Raw genomic sequence first — 21,677 nt, 5'->3', positions numbered from 1 at the left:
CTGACGTGATACAGGTGGTGGTGGCGTGGACGTTGGCTTCGCGGACCTTGAATAGTGACCCGTAAAGCCGGTGGGGAATCGAAGCACAACTTTCTGCCGGGCCGGGCACTGGACGTGGCGTTTCGGCTGGCCGATGGGACGGTGTTGTGGTCGGGGGTGCTGCTGCGTCCGGCTGTTGCGCGGCGGATGAAGGCGGCCGATGCACGGGTGCGCTCGTCCCGGAGGGGTTTCCGGCGACTAGCTGCGGTTTAAGGACTGGCCGCATTTTGAGGTGTGAGGGCGAAACAGAACGAGCGGACCTGGTGGCCCGCTCGTTCTGTTTTGGCGTGAAATGCGGCGGTTGAATCCGGCGCGGACGGGGAAGCACCGGCTTTAGTTATTGCGGTCGGTGTCGGTGACGGTGATGACGTTGCTGCGGTCGATGGCAATGGTGTATTCGTGGCACTTGCTCACGTCGGTGGTTTTGACGTAGTCGACGTTGTTGACCTTGAGCGTGAACGTGGTGGTGCCGGCCGCATAGTTGGCGTAATCGGACGAGGCCCCGGCGGCCACGTTGTTGATGTTGACGGTGCTGCCGCCGGAGGTCTTTATCTGTACGCTGGCGTTTTGGGTGCCGTTGTTGGTGATGCGGGCGCGGGGGTCTTCGTTGCTGCACTTCTTGCCGCAGCCGCTGGCCGCGAAGGTGAGCACGCCGGCGAAGAGCAGGGATGCGAAGGGGGTAAGAACTTTCATGGGGTTGGGAAATGGGGTACGGATGCCCCCGGCGGGGTGCGGGAGGCGATGCAAATTGCCCAAGGCGAAGATGGTGCCACGGTTCCCGCTGGGTTTCGGGATTTTGCGGTCTATCAGGAATAGAAAGGTATTTTCTGCCTGGCTGACAGCAAGCAGAGCTAGTCAGCAGGAAAACAGACTTTCGGTAAATCAGGCCAACTGTTTAGCAACCGTTGGCAATGAAAGCTACCTTCGTCCTGCTACCCATCCGCCGGCTTTCTTCGGAAAGCCGCCCTACGCCGCAAGGACTACTTCCCCCCCGTGCTATACACCGACTTTGAAACCCGCTGGCTGAAATCCGGCGGTGCGGAACGGGCCAACTATGGCCTGTTTCTGACTGACCTCTGCGACCTGCTGGGCGTGGCCCGGCCCGATGCCACTTCCGACGACCCCGCGCAGGATGCCTACGTGCTGGAGCGGGCCGTGACGTTCGGCAACAGCGGCGGCAAGGCCAGCACCGGGCGCATTGACCTCTACAAGCGCGGCTGCTTCGTGCTGGAAACCAAGCAGGGCACCGACACGCCCGACCAGCAGGCCAAGGCGGCCAAAACCGAGCTGGGCCTGCCCGCCGACAAGCGCCGCAAGGGCCACGCCGTGCGCGGCACCGCCAAGTGGGGCCAGATGATGGAAGCCGCCCGCCAGCAGGCGCTGGGCTACGTGCGGGCCCTGCCCGGCTCGGAACCCCGGCCACCGTTTGTGGTGGTGGTCGACGTGGGCTACTGCATCGACCTGTACAGCAACTTCGCCGGCGTGGGCGACAACTACGTGCCCTTTCCCGACTCGCAGACCTACCGGCTGCGGCTGGCCGACCTGGCCGACGAGAAAGTACTGGCCCGGCTGACGCAGCTCTTCACCGACCCGCAGCAGCTGGACCCGAGCCGGCGGGCGGCGCAGGTGACGCGGCAGCTGGCCGGGCAGCTGGCGGCCCTCTCGGCGCAGCTGGAGCGGGCCGGGCACGCCTCCGACGTGGTGGCGCAGTTTCTGATGCGCTGCCTGTTCACGATGTTTGCCGAGGACGTGGCGTTGATTCCCAAAGACTCGTTTTCGGGGCTACTGGCCTCGTACGCGGCCACGGCGGAGCTGCGGGCGCTGCTGCCTGATGCGCTGCAAAGCCTGTGGCACACCATGGATAAAGGCGGCTTCGCGCCGGACCTGCGGGCCAAGCTGCGGCGCTTCAACGGGCAGCTGTTTCATGATGCCTCGGCGCTGCCGCTGAATGCCGACCAGCTGACGCTGCTGCGTGAGGCGGCGAAGGCGGACTGGGCGGAAGTGGAGCCGGCCATCTTCGGCACGCTGCTGGAACGGGCCCTGGACCCCAAGGAGCGGCACAGCCTGGGGGCGCACTACACCCCGCGCCGCTACGTGGAGCGCCTGGTGGTGCCGGCCGTGGTGGCGCCGCTGCGCCGGGAGTGGGCGGCGGCGCAGGCGGCCAGCGCCCGGCGTCTGGAGGAGAACAAGCCCCGGGAAGCCCGCGAGGAGCTGCTCACGTTTCTGCGGCGCCTCACCTCGGTGCGGGTGCTGGACCCGGCCTGCGGCTCGGGCAATTTCCTGTACGTGACGCTGGAGCACCTCAAGCGGCTGGAGGGCGAAGTGCTGACGGCCATCAACAGCTACGGCCAAACGGGCCTGCTCGACCTGGGCGGCGGCACGACGGTGAGCCCGCGCCAGCTGCTGGGCCTGGAGCTGAACCCGCGCGCGGCGGCCATTGCCGACGTGGTGCTGAAAATCGGCTACCTGCAATGGCACCTGCGCACCAACGGCATCACGCAGCTGGCCGAGCCGCTGCTCGATGAGTACCGCAACATCCGCCAGCAGGATGCCGCCCTGCGCCACGACGCGCCCACGCCCCGCCTCGATGCCCACGGCCAGCCCGTGACCCGCTGGGACGGCACCACCCGCCCCCACCCCACCACGGGCCAGCCCGTGCCCGACGAAACCGCCCGCACGCCCGTATTCGACTACCCCAACCCCCGGCCCGCCGAGTGGCCCGAAGCCGATTTCATCGTGGGCAACCCGCCGTTTGTGGGGCCGGCCCGGATGCGCGACGCCCTCGGCGACGGCTACACCGAAGCCCTGCGCCGCGCCTACAAAGGCAAGGTGCCCGACTCGGCCGACCTCGTGATGTACTGGTGGTACAACGCCGCCGCCGCCGTGCAGCGCGGCCCCGCCGAGCGGTTCGGCTTCATCACCACCAACAGCCTCAAGCAAACCTTCAACCGCCGCGTGATGCAGCCCTTCCTGGAAGGCGAACCGGCCCCGCTCACCCTCACCTTCGCCATTCCCGACCACCCCTGGGTAGATGCCGCCCAGGGCGCCGCCGTGCGCATCGCCATGACGGTAGCCGAACGCACCACCGCCGGTTCCGCCGGCCAGCTGCTGGTGCTGAAAACGGAAGCCGTGGCCGAAGGAGAAGAAGCGGCTGAAGTGACGTTTGATGTCCAAGAAGGACAGATTTTATCTGACCTGTCTATTGGAGCAAAACTAGATTCTGCCGATGCGCTGCAAGCCAATATTGGGCTGGGAAATCGTGGCATTTGTCTAGTGGGCAGCGGTTTCGTTGTAGAACCCGAAATGGCACAAGAGCTTGGATTAGGAAGCGTTACCGGTGTTGAGAACCATATTAAGCCCTATCTAAACGGTAAGGATATTACAGCGAAGTCCAGAGGAGTATTTGTTATTGACTTTCTAGGTTTTCAGGAGAACGAAGTGCTTTCAAGTCACCCAAAGATTTATCAGCATTTATTAGAAACAGTAAAACCAGAGCGGGCAACAAATCAACGTGCCAGTTACCGGGATTTTTGGTGGATTCATGCTGAAGCAAGGTCAAGCTTTCGTCCTGCACTTGATGAATTAGCTCGTTACATAGTCACTCCAATGACCGCCAAGCACAGATTTTTTGTGTTTGTTGATGGCGATGTTTTACCAGACCAAGGGCTTGTAGCAATTGCTTCTGATGACGCTTATCATTTAGGCATTCTTTCAAGTCGAATACATAAGATTTGGGCGTCAGCAACAGGTGGCACATTGGAAGACAGGCCACGTTACAACAACTCCCGCTGCTTCGACCCCTTCCCTTTCCCTGCCGCCACCGAAGCCCAACAAGCGGAAATCCGCGAGCTGGCCGAACAGCTCGACGGCCACCGCAAGCGCCAGCAGGCGCAACACCCCACGCTCACCCTCACCGACCTCTACAACGTGGTGGAGAAGCTGCGAGCCGGGCTGCCCCTCACGGCCAAGGAGCAAGTGACCCACGAAAACGGGCTGGCGGCCGTGGTGCTGGAGCTGCACAAGCAGCTCGATGCGGCCGTGGCGGCGGCCTACGGCTGGCCCTCCACCCTGCCCGATGCCGAGCTGCTCACGCGGCTGGTGCAGCTAAACCAGCAGCGGGCGGCGGAAGAAGCAGCGGGCACGGTGCGCTACCTGCGGCCGGCCTACCAGGCCCCGGCGGGCGCGGGCAGCGAGCAGCTGTCGATGCGCCAGGGGCTGACCACCGAAGTGGTGGGCAGCGAGGTAACGGCCGTGCGGCGCGAGTGGCCGGCGGGCCTGGCGCAGCAGATGCGGGCCGTGCGCGAGGTGGTGGAAGGCAGCGCGGGCGGGGCGCTGACGGCCGCGGGCGTGGCCGGCTGCTTTGCGGGCAAGGTGCGGGCCGGGCAGGTGCAGCCGCTGCTGGAGTCGCTGGCGGAGCTGGCGCTGGTGCGGCACGTGCCGGAAATGGATGGGTATGCTGTTTAGAGTGCGCTTGAGGGCGGCCGCTGGCAACTGCACTGAACAAGGGTCTCTCGCTTTCGCTCAGTGGCTGGTTCGCCTCGCCTTGATGTCGTATGGAGTAGTAGCCTGCCATTGCACAATACGTGTAACTTCGCGGCCCGCCAATCGAGTGTTTGGCTTGTGGGGCAACATCGACTTTATGCAGGACGTCCGCTTGATTTGCTTGCAGCCCCCCGGAACAGCCGATTTGCACGCAGCCGTATGCTGACTCCGATTGCGCAACAACGGGTACGCCTGGTACTGGACGTGATGCCCACGGCCCACAAACCCTTGCTCGTGCTGGCGGATAATGGGGAGCAGTACTACCTGAAATACGTGCAGCACCAAGCCTACGAGCTGAAATGCGAGTGGTTATGCCATTTTCTGCTACGCTGCTGGGGGGTGGAAACGCCCGAAGTGGCGCTGCTCTTGGTACCAGAAGCAGTGCGGCAAAACCTACCGGTGGCGGCCCGGTCAGCCGCACGGCACTTGGGGGAGCCGTGTTTTGGGTCGCAAGCGGTACCCGATGCATTGGACAGCAGTGATTTTATCCAACAAGGAAATTTGTCGGAGCTGGACCTGTTGACCAATCCGGAGGACTTGCTGTGGACGGCTTTATTTGATGCCTGGGTATCGAACGACGACCGGCGAGCCAGCCACCACAACCTAATCCTAGCGCCGGACCCTGGCCCGGCGGGGGCACGGGGCCGGCTGCGGTGTTGGGCCATCGACCACGCCTATACCTTTACTTCGGACCGGTTTGAAAATCTTGACTTTCGTCAGACCTACTTCAGCTACAATGCGAACCTGGTTCAGGCTGCCGCTGCACAGGCCGTGTTGCGGCGGTGGCAGCGGCGCAACCCGCTGCTGTGGGCCGAAGAGCTGAAAGAAGGCTACTATCTTCGCATCGAAAAGTGCCGGGCGCAGTTTTTAGCCGTATGTGCGTTGATGCCTGCACCTTATCAATTAAGTGAGGCGGAACAAACCAGTTTGTTTTATTTTCTGTTCTGTCAGAACCGTTTAGCTAATTTGTGGGCGGAATTTTTGGACTCCCTTTCTTAACCATGAACCCTACTGACCAGCCCTTTTATACCCTGCTGCGCGTGGTGCCCAATCCGGCATCGGGCGAAGCCGTGGTTGTGGGGCTGGTGTTGTTTGACGGGGAGCGGTACTGGCACGAAGTGTCGGCCCGGAAGCTGAAGCTCTCGTTTTTGCTGGCTCGTCGGGCCGAGGCGACGCTACAGTACGCGGTGCGGCAACTGATTGCCCGGCTGGAGGCGGATACGGATGTGCGCCGTGCGGCGGCGGCTGTTGAGGAAGTGCCCGACGCGACGCTGCTCCTGAACCGGGCTAATTGGGAATACCTGAGCCGCTACTCAAACGGCATTCTGCGAATTGACACCCCGGCGGCCGTGGCGGTGTTTGCGGACGACAGTCCGGAAAACTTATTCCGGGTGCTGTTCAGCAACCTGGTGGATTCGACTGAACAAGCCAAACGCAGCCGCCAGCGGGTGCTGGTGTCGCAGCCAGTGAAGCAATTGATTCAGCGAGTGGAGCGGCAGGTGCACACCAATGTGCTACTTACGCCCAAGGTGCTGCCCGACATATTTTTCAATCTGCGACTGGATTGCATCGGGATGAATGGCGCGCTTATTGGCGCGCACAGCCTGCCGCTGGAGCAGTACACGATAAATACGCTGCAGCAGCACGCCAATGAATGTCGGATTGCCCTGAAAAGTCTGAGTGAGCACTACAAGCCGAAGAAGCCAGCGGAGAACGTGCTGTACATCATCGCCGACGAACCGGACGCCTTTACCGACGCGGATAAGCACAAATTTTGGCGGGCCATACGCAAGGAGTCGCTGTTTCGGGTGATTGCCACCGAAGAGGCAGCTTTGGTGGCCGACCGAATAGAGCAGACAAATGCTACCACCTTCCTGGCACCGGCAGCAGCGCAAGCAGAATTCGACCAGTTGACTTAATCATCTCGTGCTGCAAGCTGCTCACAGCTGCGTACCAGAAAAAAACAACAACCCCGGGTACAGAAGTGCTCGGGGCTTTTTGTCAGTTGAGAAAAACGGCGAGGGTTGGGCTTAGTCAGGCGGCTTGGCGGTGGAGGCCGCGCCGCTCGAACGACTGCTGAAACTGCACAAAGCTATGTGCGACAAAGGCCAGACCGTTAGCGGCTTTCAACTCATCGAGAAACTGCTTCTGGTCGTCGCGGAGCTGGTCGCGGCCGGTTTTGACTTCGACGCCGATAAACACGCCGTCGCGGTTGCGGAAGCCGATGATATCGGGCACTCCTCTCCTACCCTGGGGGTTGACGCGCCAGCGGGCTTTGGCGGCGTCGTAGATGCCGGTGGTGTTCTGGCGCCAGGCGGTGTAGCCGTGGTGGGTGAGGAAGGCCAGGATGGCACCGGTAATGTCGGCGGCGTAGAGCTGGCCGAGGTCGAGGGGCAGCTGGTCGTGCTTTTTGGCGAGGGCCATGGTGGGGGGTTCGGGGTTCATGAGCGGACACGGTATTTGTCGGCCAGGGCCTGGTCTTCGGTGCGGTGGCGGGCGTTGATGGCGGCCTGGGCCTCGGGGCGGGGCTGCCAGTCGGCGCGGGCTTTGCGGACGTTGGCGGCGGCCACGTCGGCGCGGCTTTGGGCGGCCTGGGCGGGGGTGATGAGGCCGCGGCGCTCCCGGGCGGCGGTGAGGCTGAGTTTGCGGCGGAGCTGGTCGGCGTTGGGGTGGTCGGGGGCGATGCGCAGCTGCAGGTGCTGCGTCAGCTGCGGGCCGAACTGGCGGAGCTGGGCCACGGCGCTGTGCTCCAGGCTACTGCCCTGGGCCTTGCGGTCGTGGTGTTGGCTTTCGAGCCAAGTGGATTTCTTGTCGAAATAGGCGTTGATGATGGCGTAAATCTGGCTGGCATCCAGGGCCTGGTAGAAGATGGTGCCGCTCGTGCGGGCTTCTTTGAGGGCCAGCAGAATGTCCTTGATGCTGTCGTGGGTGTAGGTTTGGGCCAGGGTGTCGGCCACTTCGATGATGTCGGCCGGGCCGAGCTTGTCGGGTACGCGCACCGAGTCGACGAAGCATTTGAGGAGAAGTACCAGCAGCTTGACCACGGTGGCCTCGCCGAGCCGGTGGTTGAGCTGGAAGATTTTGGGGGCGGCGAGGGCCACGGTGCGGTTGAGGCCCACCGACATTTCGGCCACGATTTCACGGGCCTCCTCGTTGGGAGTGTGGGCCAGCTCACGAATCGTAGCGGCTGCTGCGGTAGCCAGTAGGGCGTGCTCCGGCGTGGCCGGCTGCGGGGTCGTGGCGGTGGACGCCGGGAGCGAGTTTGAGGCGGTTATCGCGAGCATCGTTGAGCATGAAGCGTTTGGCGGTGGCTACCCAATCTTTGCGGCGGGGGGCTTCGCCGGTGGTTTTGTCGCGCCAGCTGGCGACCAACTCGTGGTAGAAAGGCAGGTCAGCCAGGGCGTAATCGGTGCCGGCAAATGCGGCGGTGAAGTCTTCGAGCGAGGCTATCACCGATTGAGCGAAGGGCAGGTCAGGGGCTGGGCCGCGCCGGGCCGATTGATTGGGCGGGGCGGTGGCCGCAGCGCGGATGGTGTCGGCGTGTACCCCCTTCTTTTTTTGCGCAACTTTTTTCTTGGGGGCTGCGCCTGGCGGCGGCTGGGAATCGTCGGACAGTTCCGGCTTTTTTGAATGCCCGTCGTCTGGGGGTGAAGCCCCTCCCCTATTTTTTTGCGCAGCGGCAGCGCTGTTTACTACTACACTGTTTAAGAGTATTGTTTTACTTACTATAGTGTCTTGGGCCACTTCTGGCCCACATGAAGCCTTCATCGGGGCCACTTCTGGCCTAAGTGCTTGGGTCAGTTCTGGCCCCGATGCGGCGGTTTTATGTGGGCCAGAAGTGGCCTCGGTGCGGGGGTTCATCGGGGCCACTTCTGGCCCTGGTGCGGCGGGTCTGGGTTGTGCCACGTCGGGACAGGACAAGTCGCGCAGGAGGCAACGGCTTTGGTCGTAGCGGGACTGGCTGGGGTGGTAGGTAAGCAGGCTCCAAGTGTCGAGGTCGCGCAGTACGGCGCGGTAGGTATGGCGGCTGCCGATGCGGGCAGCCTGCATGGTGGCGGCATGGTCGAGGTCGAGGGCTGCGGGGAAGCGGGCGGCGTTCCACTGGAAAAACAGGGCCCAATACAGGCTGACGTGGTGCGGGGTGGCCCCGGCCTGGGCGCGTAGCCACTCGTGGGCGGCGCGGGTGTGCTGCACATAATTCACGGCGGCGGGCTACTGGGCCCCGCCAAGCTGCGCGGCGGCGGGCTGCTCGAACAAATCGAGTTGGCGGAATTCGGTGCATTTGCCCCGTAGCGCGGCCTCTACCTCGGCTAAGGCCTCCAACAGCTCGGTTTCGAGCAGGGGAGCGTAGAGGTAGCTGCCCTGCTCGTCATCGAAGGACTGGTAGGGCGTGGTCAGGTTGAGCACCCGGCCACCGATTAGCTCGCGCTGGCCGATGAGCGTGACTCCGCTTTGGTTGCGGCCCATCGAGAAGCCGGTGACGGTGAATTGCTCGAATAGCGCGGGTAACTCTTCGGATTCGTCGGGCCAGTAGTCGGGGCCTTCGGTCAGTTGCTCGGTGAGCAGGCAGAGGTGCGGCACCAGGCGGCTGAGACGATGGGTGAGGTCAGGGTGAACCTGTTCGGCACAGGTCAGGGCGAAGCTGCGCGGGGGCGCGTCCTGGGTGCGCTGCTCGGTGAACTCGCACGTTAGGTGCTGGTCCTTGAGTTTGGCCTTCTGGATGGTGATGATGGAGGCAGCGGCCTCAGGATTGTCTGGGACGGACCCGGCTGGGCCGACGACAGGTAATAGCTGGGACATGGTTGGCGAGAATTAGGGATGGAATGGGCAAAGCGGTGCCAGCAATGCCTTTTTTAGGGCATTGTGCGCAAGGAGAATCAGGAAGAGGGCTATGCTTAGGCGGCCAGGGCCTGGCGGCGGGCGTCGAACGCAGCGCGGGCCTGCTTCTCGGCTTCGATGGCGTCGAGCACGGCGGTGGCGATGATGGGGTTGTTGCGGCCGTCGCGCTGGATGGTGGTGTAGATGGCAGAGCGCGTATAGGTGTGGCCCTGCTCGATGAGGCGGCGCAGGGCGTCGCCCACTACATTGGTGCGGTCGCCGAGAGCCTTAATCAGCTCGTGCAGGGTGGGTGGCTTGTCCATTTTGTTATCCCTGTCTTCCATTTTATTATCCTTGTTTTCCATTTTGTTATCCGTGACGTACATTTTGTTATTCATGACGTACATTTGTAAGAATTACTAAGGCAATTAACGCATAAATGCGTAAATACACTGCCTAATGTGCACTAAACGAGGCCCACATTTATGGAATCTGTTGAGCAACAACCCAAAAAAGAAATGTCAGCCGGTGTAGATGGGGACACCGGTGGCCGCATCAAGCAGCTTTTTGAGCACTACCGCCTTAGCACCTATGAAGCGAACCAGAAACTGGGCTACGCCCGGTCCTCGAAGCTGTACAAAGTGCTCAGCGGAGACGTGAAGCCGTCGTATGAAACGACGACGGATTTGCTGTCGGCCTTTCCGGATGTATCGGCCGAGTGGCTGCTGATGGGCAAGGGGCCGATGCTGCACAGCGCGCAGCCGGCCGCTATTGAAATGCCTAAACCAGCGGCTCAACTACCGCGGGCGGTGTTCAGCAGCGCACAGGTGTTGACCGTAACGCTGGACCGGACGGGCAACGAAACCACGATGCTGGTGCCGCTGTCGGTGCAGGCGGGTTATCCGACGCTGTGCAATGAGGCGGTGTACCTGCAGGACATGAAATCGTACCACCTGCCGGGTTTCGAGTACGGCGAGTACCGGGCGTTTGAGGTGGACGGGGACAGCATGTACCCGACCTTTCGGCACCGCGACATCGTGGTGTGCAAGAGCGTGGACCGGCTGGACCTGCTCAAACCGGATGAGTGCTACGTGGTGGTAACCCATGAAAACCTGTTGCTCAAGCGCATTCCGGCCGTGATTACCGACCGGCGCGGGACGTTCGAGCTGCACTCGGACAACCCCGCTTTCAAGCCCTACAAGCTGCCGGTGGAGGATTTGCAGCAGCTGTGGATGGTGCGGGGCTACCTCTCGTCGAACATTCCGGGCAAGCCCGATTACACGGCGGCCCGCTTGATGGAGCGGCTGCAGGAAGTGATTGAGCTGCTGGGCCACGATTACAACGAAGTGCGCCAGTTCCTAAACCAGGGGACCGCGGCCACGGCGCGGAAATAGCGCTACGCACGGCCGGTCCCCTTTCCGGTTTTGACGGTGCGCTTTTCCGACTTGAGCGCGGCCAGTACCTCGGCGCGTTTGAGGTAGGTGCGGCGGCCCATCTTGTGGTAGGTGAGCAGGCCGCGCCGCTTCCACTCGTGGACGGTCTGGGGGCACACGTCGAGCATCTCGGCGGCCTCCTGCACGGTCAGCAGGTCGGTGGCCGGGGTGTCAGACGTGCCCTGGGCCGTGGCGGGACGCTGGTTGGTTTCGTGCCGGAAGATGGCCCGCAGGTCTTCGAGCAGCTGAGCATAGGGAACGGGGCTTAGGATGAAGGGCTCCATGTGCGGGTGCCGCTGGGGGTGTTGGCCAGCGACGGCACAAAGGGAGCCTGTTTTTCATGCGGGGTCAATCGTCCGCATGAAGTCCGCACGAATCCCGCACGAACGCACGTAAGGTCTGCACGAAAATCAATGTTCTGCTTTCCAGATGGTAATCCAACGCAGAGACTCGGCGTAGTAATCGTGAAAGGCGTTGCTGGCTTGGCCTTTCGTGTCGTAGTTAGCCATGCGCAGGCTGATGTCAGCCTTGAACTCGGTTACGAAGATTTGTCGCCACGTTGGTCCTTCCAGCTTCAGCAGTAGCCCTTTATCGGCCAAGGCCCGATAGGCGGCGGGGAAGGCGCTTTTTACTTTGCCGGGCTTGCCGGTCAGTTCGCCCAAGTGCCAGTGGCCGGTTTGGGCGTCGATGGCACCGAGCTGTGCGAGCAGGTCGCGGACGTTGGCCGGAGTAAGCCCGTTTTGGCACAGCATTTCCAGGTTTTGCGGCTTGGCATCGGGCGGGGGCAGTGGCGGCTTGGCGGCGGGAGTTGGCCGCGGCACTGACTGCCGAAACTGTTCGGCCACGTTGCCGAGGCTCTGGGTGCGGCTGCGCCCGGCAAAGGGTATCAGCACCCCAAACAAGTAGCGGAGCAGCTGCCGGGTGCTGTGGTCGTCCGTGCGGTACATCACCCGGCGTTGCGCCGTAGCCTCCCATTCGGCCCACAGGCTGGCCCTGGCCCCGCGCAGCCGGGAGCTGCCGGCGTACTCGCAAACTGCTTCGGTGAGCCGCACGGCCAACCAGGAGAAAAAGTATGTGTCGATGAACAGCGTGCGGTTGTAGTCCTCCTCGTAGGCGCGGATGGGTGACGTGCCCTGCACCCGCTTGAGGTCATCGGCTGCTTCGGGGTATCCCTCCCTGTTTGTGCCCCCTCCCATCGTCAACCGGCACAGGTACCTGATTCGGGTTTCGGGGGTGCCGCATTGGGCCAGGTGTTCTTCGAAATAGTCGACCAGGTTATCGGAAGAAAACGGGCTGGGTGCGCTCAGCCAGTCGCTCAGGTCTAATGCCAGGCTTTCGTAAGCGTCGCCTACTTCCAGCGGAAGTGCGTCGACTGGAATCGGGTATTGGCGAATAACGGCCACGAATGCCTGTTTGGAGAGGTAGAAAATAGAGGGCTAGTGCGGGCACGGCTATGCGAAGGCGCGGGAAAACTCACTCAGCATCGTGTCTTCGCTAACATTGACGTAGCGCCGGAAGGCGGCCAAGCTTTTGTGGCCGGTAATGCGCATCACCACTTCGGGCCGTACCCCGGCCTCCAGGGCCAGCGTGACGAAGGTGCGGCGGGCCGTGTGCGTGGTCACGAACTCATACTTTGGGGCGGTGTGGGCGCGGCGCTGGCCGCCGGCGTAGCGCACCCGCTCGGTGGGGGCCTCGATGCCGGCCAGCTGCGCCAGCTCCTTGAGGTGGCCGTTGAGCTTCTGGTTGGCAATGGGGCGCAGGGTGCCGGCGGTCACGCGGGCCAGCAGCGGCTGAGCCTCAGGGCGCACCGGTACGGTGAGGGTGGTGCGGGTTTTCTGGGTGGTGAGGCGCAGGCGGTCGGGCTGGATGTGCTCGGGCTTCAACGCGGCCACGTCGGAGAAGCGCAGGCCGGTGTACACGCCAATCAGGAACAGGGCGCGGGCGTTGTCGAGGGCGGGGTGACTGTTCAGGTCGAGGTCGGCCAGGCGTTGCACCTCGGCGCGGGTGAGGGTCAGAATTTCCGGCTCCTGGTGCTGCCAGCGAAACTGCTTGGGCTCGACGACGACGGGGTAGCCGTTTTCCTGAGCCCACACCAAAAAGTGCTTGATGCGAAACAGGTTTTTGTTGATGACGCTGTCGATGAGGTTGCGCTTGGTGAGCAGGTAACGGGCGAACTTTTCGCCGAAGCCGTGGCTCACGGTGTCGAAATCGATGGCGTAGCGTTCGATGCGCTGCATGTCGCGCAGGTGCCGGAGGCAGGTGCGGTACGTGCGGACGGTGTTGGGGCTTTGCGTGAGGCCGCGGTTCTCAATCCAGTTGGAGAAGGTGGTGAGCAGGTCCGGACGGGCGGGGGCTTCAGCCTCGGCGCTGTCGGGAACAGGTTCCGGCTCCGACGCACTTTCTACGGGCTCGGCCACGGTCTTCAGGGTGGCCAGCGTTGGCAGGGTGCCCACGGCGCGGTGGTCGTCGTAGCACTTGAGCAGCCGGGTCTTGGTGTCCTCTAAAGTATCGTTGATGCTGCTGTTGTTGGTATGCGAATAGCCGCGCGTCAATGCCTTTTGGTCTTCCTTGTTCCAGTGCTGCGGAATGATGGAAATGCCAACGTAAACCTTGTGGCGCTGGCCGTCGAAAGTGACGGATGCAATGATAGGCGTGGGCTTGTCGGCGGCCGGATTATAGAGCAAAAATGTTACCTTAGCCATGCTTTAGAGGGGTTTTAGTTGCCACTCTAAAGATACAAACGGCTGTCCGATATCGGACAGGAAATCGGACAGTTTGGACTTTATTAACGGATTTAATCGGACACTAACCGATGCTGAAATTTTGACAAAGGCGTTTTCAGTCGATTTGAGAGGGTTTTAGCACGTGTAGCGTCGGGTGGGGTCGGGGTGCTTTATTCCTTACACGACCACGAAAAACCCCATTCACAGCTTGTGAATGGGGTTTTTGCTTTTATATCGATGCCGTACTGGCGAGCTGGCCGCTACCGGGCCGGCAGGTGGTCTTAAGCAGTGTGGCAAAAGTAACCGTAGCAAAAAAGCGGGTCATGCTGAGCTTGTCGAAGCATCTCTACCGCACCGTTGGAGTTGTTCAACGAGGCGGTAGAGATGCTTCGACAAGCTCAGCATGACGGTTAAAATCCAATACGATTACTTATGCACACCTGCTTAAGCACCCGCGTAAAAGGTAAGTGTAGCAAAAAGCTGTCATGCTTCGACAAGCTCAGCATGACAACGCAAATAGAGTACGGTCACTTATGCTCCATTGCTTAACGGCACGGATTGGTGGGGCGGGCTTACTGCAGAGAGGCTTAGGAGCGCAGCAGCTTTGCCAGGGCGGCCTCGTCATTGGCTTCCAGGGCTACTTCGGCTTTCAGGTTGTCCAGGTCGCGCTGCACGCTGGCCACGGCCAGGGTGTGGCCGTTTTGGCGGAACGCTACGCTGCCTTCGCGCTCGGTCAGGGGGCCGTTGGTGGTCAGCTCGTCCCACTTTTCGGCGTGGCCCACATAGCGCACCGACAGCTTGTAGTGCTTGCTCCAGAAGAAGGGCACCGCGTCGAATTTCTCCCGCTGGCCCAGCATGTTGCGGGCGGCCGTCTGGCCCTGGCGCTGCGCCACCACCCAGTGCTCCACCCGAATGGCCGCGCCGGTGTGGGCATCGGGCCAGCGGGCAATGTCGCCGGCGGCGTAGATACCGGGGCTGCTGGTTTGCAGGAATTCGTCTACCAGCACGCCTTTGTCCATGGTCAGGCCGGCCGCTTCGGCCAGGGCCAGCCGGGGCCGCACCCCAATGCCCACCACCACCAGGTCGGCGGGCAGCCGCTCGCCGTTTTTCAGCACCACGGCTTCGGCCTCAATGGCAGTGGCCTTTTGCTGCAAATGGAAATGAATGCCTTTTTCCTGGTGCAGCCGGTGCACCATGGCGCCCAGCTCCGGGCCCAGCACCTTGGCCAACGGCACGTCATCGGGGGCCACCACGTGCACTTCCAGCCCCAGTTCGTGCAACGCGGCGGCGGCTTCCAGCCCAATAAAGCTAGCGCCCAGCACCACGGCTTTTTTCGCCTGGGCCGCCCCGGCCACAATGGCGCGGTGGTCGGCCAGGGAGCGCAGCACGTGCACGTGGGGCAGGTCGTGGCCGGGAATATCGAGGCGTACCGGTTCGGCGCCGGTGGCCAGCAGCAGCGCATCGTAGGCGTGGGTGGCGCCGTCGGCCAGCTGCACACGGCGGCCGCTCACGTCCAGCGCGGCTACTTTGCCCCGAATGATAGTGATGTTGTGTTCGGCATAAAAGCCCGCCGGACGCAGGGCGGCTTTCGGGGCGCTGTCGGGGCCGAAGCTTTTGGATAGCGCGGTGCGGTCGTAGGGCACGTCGGCTTCCTCGTCGAGCAGGGTAATGCTACCCTCGTAGCCTTCGCGGCGCAGCATCTCGGCGGCCGCGCTGCCCGCCCCGCCGGCGCCGACAATTACTATCTGCTTCGGATGAGCATCGGTTTTGGGGCTGGCCGGGGGCGAATCGGGGGCCAGCGGGCCTTGCTCCTGCTTGCCGGTGACGTAGGCGCGGCCCTCGCGCTGCGCCACCGTCCAGCGGGGCAGCGGGTCGAGGGCCGGGGCCCGGAGCGCGGCTCCGGTGCGCAGGCTGAAGCAGGCGTGGTGCCAGGGGCAGCGCACGGTGTCGCCCACCAGCAGGCCCGTATCCAGCGGCGCGCCGGCGTGGGGGCACAATGCTCCCACGGCCAGCAGCTCGGCACCGCGCCGCACCAGCAGCACGGGCTCGCCATGGGCGTGGCCGCGGAGCATGGCGCCGTCGGCCAGGTCGGTTAGCGCAATGCCGGTGGTTGCCAGGTCGGGGCCGGTAAGAGTGTCGGGAGTAGCCATGTAGTGAAGGTGGTTATGGTTTTAGAAAGGCTGTCAGCCTGCGCGGAACGATGGATGACGGGTAACGAAAAAACGAAACCCCGTACGAGTCTGGCGTTTCCGGTTAGGTAGTCGCGCCCAGGCAACTTGGACTTGTTCCTACAATACAGAAAAGTGTGACCTTGTTGGGGAACAAGCCTACTTTAAGTAAGCACGCACGAGTAAGCGTGGGTCATGCCGAGCGCAGCCGAGGCATCTCGCTTCGTTGAATGGTGCGGATGAAGCGAGCGAGATGCCTCGGCTGCGCTCGGCATGACCAAACGTAATACGGTTGCTTATTCCCGAATAAACAAAAAAGCAAAAAACCCGTCATGCTGAGCTTGTCGAAGCATCTCGCTCGCATCGTCAGACGCGTTCAACGGGGCGGTAGAGATGCTTCGACAAGCTCAGCATGACAGACCAACTGAAATACGGTTGCTTGTGCGCGGCGGCTACTTGTGCGCGACTACGTTAGTACACGGCTTTAGCGGCTAAAGGTTGAGCGCTGAGACTTAACCTACTAACCGGCTAATATTTAACCCTGGACGCGCAATTCGTCGCCCTGTTTGCCGGGACCAGGCGGGCGCGGAACCGGGCGCGGCTGACGGGGCGCACGCAAGCCCGGCCCCTCCCCAATCCCGCCCCGCCGCCGTAAGTTCGGGCCGCATTCCCCATCTGCCCACTTCCCCCGTGACCTACCCCGACTTTTTGGCCCGCTGGCAGACCGCCGGCGGGGCCGAGCGCGCCAACTACGGCCTGTTTTTGCAGGACCTCTGCGACTTGCTGGGCGTGCCCCGCCCCGACCCCACCACCGACGACCCCGCCCACGATGCCTACGTGCTCGAACGCGCCGTGACCTTTGCCGGCGGCGGCGCGGGCGGCAAGGGCAGCACCGGCCGCATCGACCTCTACAAGCGCGGCTGCTTCGTGCTCGAAACCAAGCAGGGCACCGACAGCCCCGACCAGCAGGCCCGCGCCGCCAAAGCCGAGCTGGGCCTGCCGGCGGACCGGCGACGCAAAGGCCACGCCGTGCGCGGCACCGCCAAATGGGGCCAGATGATGGAAGCCGCCCGCCAGCAAGCCCTGGGCTACGTGCGCGCCCTGCCCGCCACCGAAGCCCGGCCCCCGTTTGTGGTGGTCGTGGACGTGGGCTTCTGCCTCGACCTCTACAGCAACTTTGCCGGCGTGGGCGACAACTACGTGCCCTTCCCCGACTCGCAAACCTACCGGCTGCGGCTGGCCGACCTGGCCGACGAGGCCGTGCGCGCCCGCCTGGCCCAACTCTTTCGGGACCCGCAGGCGCTGGACCCCGGCCGGCGGGCGGCGCAGGTGACGCGGCAGCTGGCCGGGCAGCTCGCCGCCCTCTCGGCGCAGCTGGAACGGGCCGGGCACGCCTCGGAAGTGGTGGCCCAGTTTCTGATGCGCTGCCTGTTCACGATGTTTGCCGAGGACGTGGCGCTGATTCCGAAAGAGTCGTTTTCGGGCATGCTGGCGGCTTATGCGGCCACGGCGGAGCTGCGGGCGCTGCTGCCCGACGCCCTGCAAAGCCTCTGGCACACGATGGACACCGGCGGCTTCGCGCCCGACCTGCGGGCCCGGCTGCGGCGCTTCAACGGGCAGCTGTTTCATGAGGCTTCGGCCCTGCCGCTCAATGCCGACCAGCTGACTTTGCTGCGCGAAGCTGCCAAGGCCGACTGGGCCGAGGTGGAGCCGGCCATCTTCGGCACGCTGCTGGAACGGGCGCTGGACCCCAAAGAGCGGCACAGCCTGGGCGCCCACTACACCCCGCGCCGCTACGTGGAGCGCCTGGTGGTGCCCGCCGTGGTGGCCCCACTGCGCCGCGAGTGGGCCGCGGCCCAGGCCGCCAGCGCCCGCCGCCTCGACGAGAACCGGCCCAAAGAAGCCCGCGAGGAGCTGCTCACGTTTCTGCGGCGCCTCACCTCAGTGCGGGTGCTGGACCCGGCCTGCGGCTCGGGCAATTTCCTGTACGTGACGCTGGAGCACCTCAAGCGGCTGGAGGGCGAGGTGCTCACTGCCATTAACAGCTACGGGCAGACCGGCCTGCTCGACCTGGGCAGCGGCACCACCGTGAGCCCGCGCCAGCTGCTGGGCCTGGAGCTGAACCCGCGCGCCGCCGCCATTGCCGACGTGGTGCTGAAAATCGGCTACCTGCAATGGCACCTGCGCACCAACGGCATCACGCAGCTGGCCGAGCCGCTGCTGGACGAGTACCGCAACATCGTGCAGCAGGACGCCGCCCTGCGCCACGACGCGCCCACGCCCCGCCTCGACGCCCACGGCCAGCCCGTGACCCGCTGGGACGGCACCACCCGCCCCCACCCCAGCACCGGCCAGCCCGTGCCCGACGAAACCGCCCGCACGCCGGTGCTCGACTACCCCAACCCCCGGCCCGCCGAGTGGCCCGAAGCCGATTTCATCGTGGGCAACCCGCCGTTTGTGGGGCCGGCCCGCATGCGCGAGGCCCTCGGCGATGGCTACACAGAAGCCCTGCGGCGCGCCTACAAGGGCCGCGTGCCCGATTCGGCCGACCTCGTGATGTATTGGTGGTACAACGCCGCCGCCGCCGTGCAGCGCGGCCCCGCCGAGCGGTTCGGCTTCATCACCACCAACAGCCTCAAGCAAACCTTCAACCGGCGCGTGATGCAGCCGTTTCTGGAAGGCGACCCGGCCCCGCTCACCCTCACCTTCGCCATTCCCGACCACCCCTGGGTGGATGCCGCCCAGGGCGCCGCCGTCCGCATCGCCATGACGGTGGCCGAACGCACCGCCGCCGGTTCCACGGGCCAGCTGCTGACGCTGAAAACCGAAGCCGTGGCCGAAGGCGAAGAAGCCGCCGAAGTGACTTTTGAAGAACAAAAGGGCCAGATTCTTTCCGATTTGAGCGTTGGCGCGGCGTTAGATAGTGCGAAGTCTTTGAAGTCAAATGCAGGCTTGGGCAACCGAGGTGTGCAATTGATGGGAGCCGGGTTTATTGTCGAACCTGAGAAAGCAAAAGAGCTAGGCTTAGATTCTGTCAGCGGCTTAGAAAATCATATTCGTCCATACCGCAACGGCCGTGACCTGACTGATAAGCCTCGCGGCGTAATGGTTATTGATTTCTTCGGTCTGAAATCTGATGAAGTACTGGCTCAATATCCTGCAGCTTATCAACATCTCTTAGAAAATGTTAAACCGGAACGCGACCAGAACAACCGTGCTTCCTACCGCAATAACTGGTGGTTTTTTGGCGAGCCGAGAGGAAATTTTCGTCCTGCGCTGAGAGGATTAACTCGTTTCATTGCTACTCCAGAAACTGCTAAGCATCGAGTGTTTCAGTTTCTCGAATCCGAGATTTTACCTGATAATAAGCTGGTGGCAATTGCTCTTGATGACGCTTATTTTCTCGGCGTTTTATCAAGTCGAATTCATACAACTTGGGCTTTCGCAACTGGTAGCTTTTTAGGAGTTGGCAACGACTCGGTGTATGCTAAATCCCGCTGTTTCGACCCCTTCCCCTTCCCGGCCGCCACGCCGGCCCAGGAGGCCGAAATCCGCCAGCTGGCCGAACAGCTCGACGCCCACCGCAAGCGCCAGCAGGCCCAGCACCCCAGCCTCACCCTCACCGACCTCTACAACGTGGTGGAGAAGCTGCGGGCCGGCCAGCCGCTGTCGGCCAAGGAGCAGGTGACCCACGAAACCGGGCTGGCCGCCGTGGTGCTGGCCCTGCACCAGCAGCTCGATGCGGCCGTGGCCGCCGCCTACGGCTGGCCCCCCGCCCTGCCCGCCGCCGAGCTGCTCCTGCGCCTGGTGCACCTCAACCAGCAGCGCGCCGCCGAAGAAGCCGCCGGCACCGTCCGCTACCTGCGCCCCGCCTACCAGGGGAAATCAATTAGCAATGAGCAATTAACAATGAGCAGTGGCCTGGCTACGGCGGCGCTGAGCAGCGAGGCCCCGGCCGCCCGCCGCGAGTGGCCCACCGCCCTGGCCCAGCAGATGCGCGCCGTGCGCGAAGCCGTGGAAGCCGGCGCCGGCGCGGCACTGTCCGCCCCGGCAGTCGCCGCCAGCTTCGCGGGCAAGGTGCGGGCCGCGCAGGTCCAGCCCCTGCTGGAGTCGCTGGCCGAGCTGGCGCTGCTGCGGGTGGATGCCGAGGGGCAGGCGTTCAGCGCGTGAGGGCGCGGGGCACCCCATCCCCTAACCCCTTCCCCTCCGGGGGAAGGGGGACTAGTTTTTAGTTTTTAGCATTCTGATAGCCCGGTTCTAGAACTAGCTCTAGTTCCCCTTCCCCCGGAGGGGAAGGGGTTAGGGGATGGGGTGCCACCATCCCCCCCAAACCCCATGCTCGCTTCCGAAGAATCCCCGGCCCTGGCGGCCCGCCTCGATGCCTCCCGCCAGGAATTGCTGGACCTGGGCATGCGCAATCCGCTGCTCAACTTCCGGCTCTCGAAAGCCCAGGGCGTGGCCGTGGTGCGCGAAGAAGCCGCGCCGGCCTACGACGTGCTGGTGCGCCAGGGCAAAACCATGTATTTCCAGGCCGCCCCCGAACCCAACCAGAACGCCGCGCCCGAAACCCCGCCGCTCCCACCCACTGCGGCCGAGCGCCAGGCCCTGCTCAGCGACAACAAGCTGCAGACCGCCGAGCCCCTGGCCAAGCTGGAAAGCCGCCTGCTCAACACCTACTACACCGCCCGCACCAGCCTCGAAGAGCAGGGCGTGAATATTCTCTACCTGGCCCTGGGCATGCTCACCTGGTACGAGGCCGAGAGCAGCGACGAGCCCCGGCAGGCGCCGCTGGTGCTGGTGCCCGTGCTGCTGGAGCGCGGCACCGCCGCCGAGCGGTTCAAGCTGCGCCACACCGGCGCCGAGGTCGAAGGCAATTTGTCGCTGCAAGCCAAGCTGAAGGCCAGTTTCGGGCTGGTGCTGCCGCTGCCCGAGCTGGACGAGGACGGCCAGGTGGCGGAGTACTACGCCGCCGTGGCCGCCGCCATTGCGGGCCTGCCGCGCTGGCGCGTCGAGGTCGATAGCATCGCGCTGGGCTTCTTCTCGTTCGGTAAGTTCATGCTCTACCGCGACCTGGACCCCGCCAACTGGCCCGCCGGCCACGGCCTGCTCGCGCACCCGGCCATCGCGGCGCTGCTGGGCACCGATACCGGCTTCCGCGACGCCCCGCCCACCGTGGGCGACACCGCTTTTCTGGACACCGAAAGCCCCGCCGCCGAGCTGCACCAGGTGCTGGACGCGGATTCGTCGCAGCTGCTGGCGCTGCTGGCCGTGCACGAGGGGCGCAACCTCGTCATTCAGGGGCCGCCCGGCACCGGCAAGTCGCAAACCATTGCCAACCTGCTGGCCGAGGCCATCGGGGCGGGCAAGAAAGTACTGTTCGTGGCCGAGAAAATGGCCGCGTTGGAAGTGGTGAAGCGCCGGCTCGACACCCTGGGTCTGGGCGCCGCCTGCCTGGAGCTGCACAGCCACAAAGCCAACAAAAAAGCCCTGCACGACGAGCTGCGCCACACCCTGAGCCTGGGCCGTCCCGCCGACGCAACCGTCGTGGCCGACCAGATGGCCCAACTCCCGCGCTACCGCCAGGCCCTCAACGACTACGCCCTGGCCGTGAACGCGCCCCTGGGCCACAGCCGCCGCACGGCCCAGCAGGTGGCCGGCGAGCTGCTGCGCCTGGCCGAAGAGCGCGGCCCCGTGGCCCTGCCCCGCCTCGCCTTACCCCGCCTCAGCACCTGGACCGATGCCGACGCCGCCCACGCCGAAGCCCTGGCCACCCGCCTGCAAGCCACCTTGCAAAAAACCGGCGTGCCCAACGAGCTGCTGTTTTGGGGCAGCGAGCTGCTGGTGCTGCTGCCCGCCGCCCAGGACGCCCTGGCCAACCACCTGCGCGCCGCCGCCGAAGCCGTGCCGGCCCTGCCCGCCGCCGCCGAAGCCCTGGCCACCCCGCTGGGCCTACC

General features: G+C 63.8%; 16 protein-coding genes. 6 read left to right on the top strand and 10 right to left on the bottom strand.

What is annotated here, in order from left to right; all coding sequences use genetic code 11:
* Window positions 1–372 precede the first annotated feature (372 nt).
* The gene (locus GM79_RS14835; RefSeq protein ID WP_035565275.1) at window positions 373–732 is read right to left on the bottom strand and encodes a hypothetical protein; all 360 of its coding nucleotides are present in this window, start codon (window positions 730–732) and stop codon (window positions 373–375) included.
* Between the two features lie 300 nt (window positions 733–1,032).
* On the opposite strand from GM79_RS14835, the gene GM79_RS14830 reads away from it, so the two are divergent.
* The 3 genes from GM79_RS14830 (at window position 1,033) to GM79_RS14820 (ending at window position 6,500) form a co-directional block, all read left to right on the top strand.
* The gene (locus GM79_RS14830; protein WP_035565273.1) at window positions 1,033–4,503 is read left to right on the top strand and encodes a class I SAM-dependent DNA methyltransferase; all 3,471 of its coding nucleotides are present in this window, start codon (window positions 1,033–1,035) and stop codon (window positions 4,501–4,503) included.
* Between the two features lie 285 nt (window positions 4,504–4,788).
* Window positions 4,789–5,580 carry a HipA family kinase gene (locus GM79_RS14825; protein WP_161787187.1) on the top strand — a complete coding sequence of 264 codons (792 nt, stop codon included), beginning with the start codon at window positions 4,789–4,791 and terminating at the stop codon, window positions 5,578–5,580.
* Window positions 5,581–5,582: 2 nt separating this feature from the next.
* Entirely contained in the window at window positions 5,583–6,500 is a 918-nt protein-coding gene (locus GM79_RS14820) for a hypothetical protein (protein ID WP_035565269.1), read from the top strand.
* Window positions 6,501–6,615: 115 nt separating this feature from the next.
* Here the strand turns inward: GM79_RS14820 and GM79_RS14815 are convergent, their stop codons facing one another.
* The 5 genes from GM79_RS14815 to GM79_RS14790 form a co-directional block, all read right to left on the bottom strand.
* On the bottom strand, window positions 6,616–7,026 hold the full coding sequence (locus tag GM79_RS14815; protein ID WP_035565266.1) for a VRR-NUC domain-containing protein: 411 nt from the start codon (window positions 7,024–7,026) through the stop codon (window positions 6,616–6,618).
* Entirely contained in the window at window positions 7,023–7,865 is an 843-nt protein-coding gene (locus GM79_RS14810; RefSeq protein ID WP_235184077.1) for a hypothetical protein, read from the bottom strand. Before GM79_RS14810 ends, GM79_RS14815 begins: the two co-directional genes overlap by 4 nt.
* Window positions 7,753–8,784, bottom strand: a complete 1,032-nt coding sequence (locus GM79_RS24330) for a hypothetical protein (protein WP_081867788.1) — start codon at window positions 8,782–8,784, stop codon at window positions 7,753–7,755. The genes GM79_RS14810 and GM79_RS24330 overlap by 113 nt, the downstream gene beginning before the upstream one ends.
* A 9-nt stretch (window positions 8,785–8,793) precedes the next feature.
* Window positions 8,794–9,381, bottom strand: a complete 588-nt coding sequence (locus tag GM79_RS14795; RefSeq protein WP_035565256.1) for a hypothetical protein — start codon at window positions 9,379–9,381, stop codon at window positions 8,794–8,796.
* 95 nt (window positions 9,382–9,476) lie between these two features.
* Complete coding sequence (locus GM79_RS14790) at window positions 9,477–9,797, bottom strand: hypothetical protein (protein WP_152560012.1); 321 nt, start codon at window positions 9,795–9,797, stop codon at window positions 9,477–9,479.
* Window positions 9,798–9,917: 120 nt separating this feature from the next.
* On the opposite strand from GM79_RS14790, the gene GM79_RS14785 reads away from it, so the two are divergent.
* Complete coding sequence (locus tag GM79_RS14785; RefSeq protein ID WP_035565252.1) at window positions 9,918–10,793, top strand: S24 family peptidase; 876 nt, start codon at window positions 9,918–9,920, stop codon at window positions 10,791–10,793.
* Window positions 10,794–10,795: 2 nt separating this feature from the next.
* Here GM79_RS14785 and GM79_RS14780 read toward each other — a convergent pair whose 3' ends face one another.
* The 4 genes from GM79_RS14780 to GM79_RS14765 all read right to left on the bottom strand — a co-directional run bounded on the left by GM79_RS14780 (window position 10,796) and on the right by GM79_RS14765 (window position 15,705).
* Window positions 10,796–11,116 carry a helix-turn-helix domain-containing protein gene (locus GM79_RS14780; protein WP_035565251.1) on the bottom strand — a complete coding sequence of 107 codons (321 nt, stop codon included), beginning with the start codon at window positions 11,114–11,116 and terminating at the stop codon, window positions 10,796–10,798.
* A gap of 126 nt (window positions 11,117–11,242) precedes the next feature.
* On the bottom strand, window positions 11,243–12,235 hold the full coding sequence (locus tag GM79_RS14775; RefSeq protein ID WP_035565250.1) for a hypothetical protein: 993 nt from the start codon (window positions 12,233–12,235) through the stop codon (window positions 11,243–11,245).
* Window positions 12,236–12,283: 48 nt separating this feature from the next.
* Window positions 12,284–13,534 carry a site-specific integrase gene (locus GM79_RS14770; protein ID WP_035565248.1) on the bottom strand — a complete coding sequence of 417 codons (1,251 nt, stop codon included), beginning with the start codon at window positions 13,532–13,534 and terminating at the stop codon, window positions 12,284–12,286.
* A gap of 608 nt (window positions 13,535–14,142) precedes the next feature.
* Entirely contained in the window at window positions 14,143–15,705 is a 1,563-nt protein-coding gene (locus GM79_RS14765; protein ID WP_035565246.1) for an FAD-dependent oxidoreductase, read from the bottom strand.
* A gap of 708 nt (window positions 15,706–16,413) precedes the next feature.
* Between GM79_RS14765 and GM79_RS14760 the strand changes: the two genes are divergently transcribed.
* Together GM79_RS14760 and GM79_RS14755 are read left to right on the top strand one after the other, a co-directional pair.
* Window positions 16,414–19,893, top strand: a complete 3,480-nt coding sequence (locus GM79_RS14760; protein WP_200875616.1) for a class I SAM-dependent DNA methyltransferase — start codon at window positions 16,414–16,416, stop codon at window positions 19,891–19,893.
* A 165-nt stretch (window positions 19,894–20,058) separates the two neighbouring features.
* On the top strand, window positions 20,059–21,677 hold a 1,619-nt coding region (locus GM79_RS14755), incomplete at its 3' end, for a DUF4011 domain-containing protein (RefSeq protein ID WP_152560011.1).

It is taken from the genome of Hymenobacter sp. IS2118, assembly GCF_000715495.1.
Classification (GTDB): domain Bacteria; phylum Bacteroidota; class Bacteroidia; order Cytophagales; family Hymenobacteraceae; genus Hymenobacter.
This window is presented reverse-complemented; position numbering and strand designations above follow the sequence as displayed.

Coding starts and splice junctions, on each gene's coding strand:
- GM79_RS14835 (WP_035565275.1), bottom strand. CDS start 732: ATGAAAGTTCTTACCCCCTTCGCATCCCTGCTCTTCGCCGGCGTGCTC.
- GM79_RS14825 (WP_161787187.1), top strand. CDS start 4,789: ATGCCCACGGCCCACAAACCCTTGCTCGTGCTGGCGGATAATGGGGAG.
- GM79_RS14820 (WP_035565269.1), top strand. CDS start 5,583: ATGAACCCTACTGACCAGCCCTTTTATACCCTGCTGCGCGTGGTGCCC.
- GM79_RS14815 (WP_035565266.1), bottom strand. CDS start 7,026: ATGAACCCCGAACCCCCCACCATGGCCCTCGCCAAAAAGCACGACCAG.
- GM79_RS14810 (WP_235184077.1), bottom strand. CDS start 7,865: ATGCTCGCGATAACCGCCTCAAACTCGCTCCCGGCGTCCACCGCCACG.
- GM79_RS14795 (WP_035565256.1), bottom strand. CDS start 9,381: ATGTCCCAGCTATTACCTGTCGTCGGCCCAGCCGGGTCCGTCCCAGAC.
- GM79_RS14790 (WP_152560012.1), bottom strand. CDS start 9,797: ATGAATAACAAAATGTACGTCACGGATAACAAAATGGAAAACAAGGAT.
- GM79_RS14785 (WP_035565252.1), top strand. CDS start 9,918: ATGTCAGCCGGTGTAGATGGGGACACCGGTGGCCGCATCAAGCAGCTT.
- GM79_RS14780 (WP_035565251.1), bottom strand. CDS start 11,116: ATGGAGCCCTTCATCCTAAGCCCCGTTCCCTATGCTCAGCTGCTCGAA.
- GM79_RS14770 (WP_035565248.1), bottom strand. CDS start 13,534: ATGGCTAAGGTAACATTTTTGCTCTATAATCCGGCCGCCGACAAGCCC.
- GM79_RS14765 (WP_035565246.1), bottom strand. CDS start 15,705: ATGGCTACTCCCGACACTCTTACCGGCCCCGACCTGGCAACCACCGGC.